Source organism: Devosia sp. (genome assembly GCF_041917035.1).
Taxonomy (GTDB): domain Bacteria; phylum Pseudomonadota; class Alphaproteobacteria; order Rhizobiales; family Devosiaceae; genus Devosia_A.
On sequence record NZ_JAYRYM010000297.1, the window covers coordinates 1 to 4,202 of the forward strand.

The window sequence follows — 4,202 nt, forward strand, 5'->3', positions numbered from 1 at the left end:
GTCGCCGACGAACCCACCGCCAACCTCGACAGCACGCTCTCGGCCGAATTCCTCGCCATCCTGCGCCGCCTCGCCGAGGCCGGGCGCACGGTGATCCTCACCAGCCACGACCCGCTGGTGGTCGAGTCCGAGGTCGTCGACCGGGTGTATTCGCTGCGCGACGGCCGGCTCATCGAGGTCGTCGACACGCGCAAGGCCTGGCCATGATCTTCCAGCCCGCCATCATCGCCCTGCTGCTCGCCGCCGGCCTGAGCGTGGCCATGCTGGCGGTGGCGTCGCCGTTCGCGCTGCAGCTCATCCGCCACTGGGACCTCGGCAGCGGCAGCGAGCGCCAGTTGCGGCTCGAGCGCCTGACCTACCTGTTCTCGATGATGGTGGCGCTGGTGTGCGGGCTGCAGGTGCTGTCGACGCTGCTGTTCGTGTTCAACGCCGACAGGATGTCGGTGATGTTCGTCGGCGCGATGTGCGCCGTCGGCACGCTCAACGCCAACGCGTACGGCTTTCCGGCGCTATACGCACAGCTCGTGGCGTTCTTCTTCGCGGCGACGTGGCTGGCGATCAACCGCCTCGACAACCAGGCGCGCGACTATCCGCTCACCCGCATCAAGTACCGCCTGCTGCTCGCCTACGCGCCGCTCGCCGCGGCGGTGCTGTACCTGCAGTTCAACTACTTCATCCGCCTCGAGGCGGACGTCATCACCTCGTGCTGCGGCAGCCTGTTCTCGGAAGAGGCCGACACGGTCGCGAGCGAGGTCAGCGCGCTGGCGCCGGCACGGGCGATGAGCGTCTTCTACGCCACGCTGGGCGGCGCGATCCTGCTCGCTGCCTGGCACTGGAAGAGCGGCGGGCACAGGCTGTGGAGCGGGCTCGCGGTCGGCACGGCCTCGGTCGCCGCCTTCTTCGCCGCGCTCGCCGGGGTGGTCGCCTTCGTGTCGCTGTACATCTACGAGCATCCCCATCACCACTGCCCGTTCTGCATCCTGAAACCCGAATACGGCTACCAGGGCTACCTGCTCTACATCCCGCTGTTCGCCGCCGCCGCGGCCGGGCTGGCGGCCGGGGTGCTGAGGATGTTCGGCGGCCGCCCCAGCCTCGCCACCCTCGCCCCGCAGGCCAGCGCACGCCTGGCCGGCATCGCCGCGGCGGGCTTTGTGCTCTTCATGCTGGTGGCGAGCGTGATGGTGCTGCGCTCCAACCTGATCCTGCTCGACTGAGGCCACTGCCGATGAAGAACCTGCTGCTCGTCCTTGCCTGCACCCTGCTCGCCGCCTGCGGCCGGGGCGGATCCGACGCCGGCCCGGCGCGCGGCATCGCTGCCCCCGCCTTCGAGGCAATGGGCCTGGACGGCGGCGTACGCCGGTTCCCGGAAGACTTTGCCGACAAGCCGGTGATCATCGATTTCTGGGCCGACTGGTGCCGCTACTGCGCCAACAGCATGACGCGGATCGACCGTGCCTGGCGCGAACACGCGGCGAGCGGACTGAGCGTGCTGGCGGTCAACGTCGCCCAGGACCGCGCCACCGCCGCCGCCTTCATCGAGCGCCTCGGCGTCGGTTACTCGGCCGTGCTCGACCCCGGCGCGCGCATCACCCGCGATTACGGCGTGAAAGGCCTGCCGATGACCATCTTCGTCGATCGCAACGGGCTGATCAGCGGCAAGGTCATCGGCGAACTCGACGACAGGCTGCTGGCCATCCAGCTCGATCGCATCCTGCCGGAGACGCGATGACCCGGCCCCGGGCCGCAGCGCCTGCCGCAGGCGCAGCCCGATTCGAATCGAACCCTGCCGGCACGCGCCGGCACCACCCCGAAGGAGCAGACCATGGATCGCAGAGAAGCCCTCAAGATGTCCGTCCTCGCCAGCATCGGAATGGCCACCGCCGGCAAGGCCGCCGCGCAGTCCGGCTGCACCGGCGACGGCACCCCGGCGCAGTTCATCCCCAAGACCGCAGCCGATCCGCAGCCGCAGGTCGATGACCTCGCCAAGCATCCCAAATGCCCGTATTGCGGCATGGATCGCAAACAGTTCCACCACTCGCGCATGGTCGTGCACTACGCCGACGACCTCGCTGACGGCACCTGTTCGCTGCATTGCGCGGCGATCAGCCTGGCGCTGAACATCGATCGCGACCCCAAGGCGCTGTGGGTGGGCGACAACGCAGCCGAAGGCGATACCAGGCCGCTGGTCGAAGTCGAGAAGGCCAGCTTCCTGGTCGGCAGCAAGTTGGCCGGCGTGATGACCGCGCGCAGCAAGGTCGCCTACGGCAGCGCCGAGGCCGCCAAGGTCTCGCAGGCGGCGAACGGCGGCGAGCTCACCGACTTCGACGGCGCGCTGCTGGCCGCCTACACCGACATGTCGGCCGACGTCACCCGCATCCGCAAGAACCGCGCCGAGCGTCGACAAAAGATGATGGAGCAGCACAACAAAGGATGAAGACCCTGCTCGCTTTCGTTTTCGCAGCCTGGACGGGGTTCGCGCTCGCGCAGGCGCCGGCCGCCGAGCTGCCGAAGCCGGGCACGAAGGATCTGTGCCCGGTGTGCGGCATGCTGGTGTCGAAGTATCCGAACTGGGTGGCGACCATCGTCTACAAGGACGGTCACGCCCACTTCTTCGACGGCGCCAAGGACCTGTTCAAGTTCTGGCACGACCCGGCGAAGTACGCTGCCGGCCACAGCCGCGACCAGATCGAGCGCATTTCGGTGACCGAGTACTACGGGCTGACCGCCATCGACGCGAGGAATGCGTGGTACGTCGTGGGCTCGGACGTACTGGGGCCGATGGGGCACGAGTTCGTGCCCCTGGCCAGTCGAGAGGACGCGGCCGACTTTCTGAAGGAGCACAAGGGCGCGCGCGTCCTGCGTTTCGACGAGGTCGGCGCGGGCCTTCCGTCGATGCTCGACGCCGGGCGCTTCGAGTAGCCCACGGCCCGGGCGCCGATGGCGCCCGGCGCCGCCCGTGTCTGAGAACTGCGGCAACCTGGCCGCGGCAGTGCGGGCATTCACCCGCACGCGCTCACTTCAGCAGCACCTTCGTCGCCGCGGCGAGATCGTCCGCGCGCACGATCCCCAGCTTGCTGCCCACCGCCTTGCCGTCGCGGCCGATATAGACCGTGTAGGGCACGCCGCCCGCCGCGTTGCCGAGCGCCTTCATCAGCGGGATGCCCTGCTTCGCCGCCAGCACCACCGGATAGCGCATGTCGTTGGCGGTGGCGAACACGCGCACGCCCTCGACCTGGCTCTCGAGCGCAACCCCGATCACCTCGATCCCGTCCGCGCCCTGCGCATCGCGCAGGCGGATGAGCTCGGGGATCTCTTCGCGACAGGGCGCGCACCAGCGCGCCCAGAAATTGACGATGAGCGGCCGCCCGCGGAAGCGCTCCATGGCCACCGGCTGAGCGTCGAGCCCGGTCAGCGAGGCCGAGAACAAGGCCGCGGTGTCGATGTCTTCGGCAGCGTGGACGGTCGTCGCCAAAAGGCCGAGGCAAAGGATCGGGGCGAATTTACGGATCATGGTGCAACCTTGTCGGTGAGAAGCTTGTCCTTGGAGCGTCTTCATCCGCAGCCGTTCCGGTCGGCGCCAGGCACGTTCGCGAAAGATGCCCCGATTCTGCCAAGCAACGGCACCCGGCGCACCGCCGAAAACACGCTGCAACCGGACATCGCGCTTCGATTCGGCATACCCCTGCAGCGGCTTCAGCACTCGCTTACGCATCGTTCATTGCGGCCGGACGCCCCGCGGGGTAGGCTTGCTTCAGGCATGGCACGAAGCGCTTCAGGCCACTTTTCCCGGACCACTCACAGGAGAACCACCATGGCAACGACCCTTCAGCCCTCCAAGGACAAGATCGTCGACGACCTCAAGTCCCTGATTTCGGACGCGGAGGAACTCCTCAAGCTCACCGCCGACCAGCAGGGCGGCAAGCTCGATGATCTGCGCGCGCGCATCAACGGTCGCGTCGCGGTCGCCAAGGACCGCCTGGCCGATGCCGAGGCCGCGATCGTCGACTCCGGCAAGAAGGCCGTGCGCGCAACCGACGACTACGTGCACGAAAACCCCTGGCAGTCGGTCGGCGTCGCCGCCGGCGTCGCCTTCCTGCTCGGCCTGCTGGTCAGCCGTCGCTGATTCGATGAGCACCGAGCCCAGGCCGCCCAGACCGCGTCTCGCCGAAAGCCTGCACGGCATCGTCGATGCCGGGCTGCAG

6 protein-coding genes and 1 pseudogene are annotated in these 4,202 nt (G+C 68.3%); 6 read left to right on the top strand and 1 reads right to left on the bottom strand.

The window, feature by feature from the left end; genetic code table 11:
- The 5 genes and pseudogenes from ACE3TU_RS19745 to ACE3TU_RS19765 all read left to right on the top strand — a co-directional run.
- Nucleotides 1–207, top strand: a pseudogene (locus tag ACE3TU_RS19745) (ABC transporter ATP-binding protein); the annotation flags it as partial.
- Nucleotides 204–1,214 (top strand): hypothetical protein, encoded by a 1,011-nt coding sequence (locus tag ACE3TU_RS19750; RefSeq protein ID WP_004305163.1) that lies wholly within the window; start codon nucleotides 204–206, stop codon nucleotides 1,212–1,214. The pseudogene ACE3TU_RS19745 and the gene ACE3TU_RS19750, both read left to right, overlap by 4 nt.
- An 11-nt stretch (nucleotides 1,215–1,225) precedes the next feature.
- Nucleotides 1,226–1,729: a TlpA disulfide reductase family protein gene (locus ACE3TU_RS19755; RefSeq protein ID WP_004305165.1), complete on the top strand. Its 504-nt coding sequence runs from the start codon at nucleotides 1,226–1,228 to the stop codon at nucleotides 1,727–1,729.
- Between the two features lie 141 nt (nucleotides 1,730–1,870).
- Nucleotides 1,871–2,434: a nitrous oxide reductase accessory protein NosL gene (locus ACE3TU_RS19760; RefSeq protein WP_374627358.1), complete on the top strand. Its 564-nt coding sequence runs from the start codon at nucleotides 1,871–1,873 to the stop codon at nucleotides 2,432–2,434.
- Nucleotides 2,431–2,919, top strand: coding sequence for a nitrous oxide reductase accessory protein NosL (locus tag ACE3TU_RS19765; protein WP_004305169.1), 489 nt, complete (start codon nucleotides 2,431–2,433; stop codon nucleotides 2,917–2,919). Before ACE3TU_RS19760 ends, ACE3TU_RS19765 begins: the two co-directional genes overlap by 4 nt.
- A gap of 94 nt (nucleotides 2,920–3,013) precedes the next feature.
- On the opposite strand, the gene ACE3TU_RS19770 is transcribed toward ACE3TU_RS19765, so the two are convergent.
- Nucleotides 3,014–3,700 carry a TlpA disulfide reductase family protein gene (locus ACE3TU_RS19770; RefSeq protein ID WP_245537149.1) on the bottom strand — a complete coding sequence of 229 codons (687 nt, stop codon included), beginning with the start codon at nucleotides 3,698–3,700 and terminating at the stop codon, nucleotides 3,014–3,016.
- A gap of 111 nt (nucleotides 3,701–3,811) precedes the next feature.
- Between ACE3TU_RS19770 and ACE3TU_RS19775 the strand changes: the two genes are divergently transcribed.
- Nucleotides 3,812–4,123 carry a YqjD family protein gene (locus tag ACE3TU_RS19775; RefSeq protein ID WP_004305172.1) on the top strand — a complete coding sequence of 104 codons (312 nt, stop codon included), beginning with the start codon at nucleotides 3,812–3,814 and terminating at the stop codon, nucleotides 4,121–4,123.
- Nucleotides 4,124–4,202 lie beyond the last annotated feature (79 nt).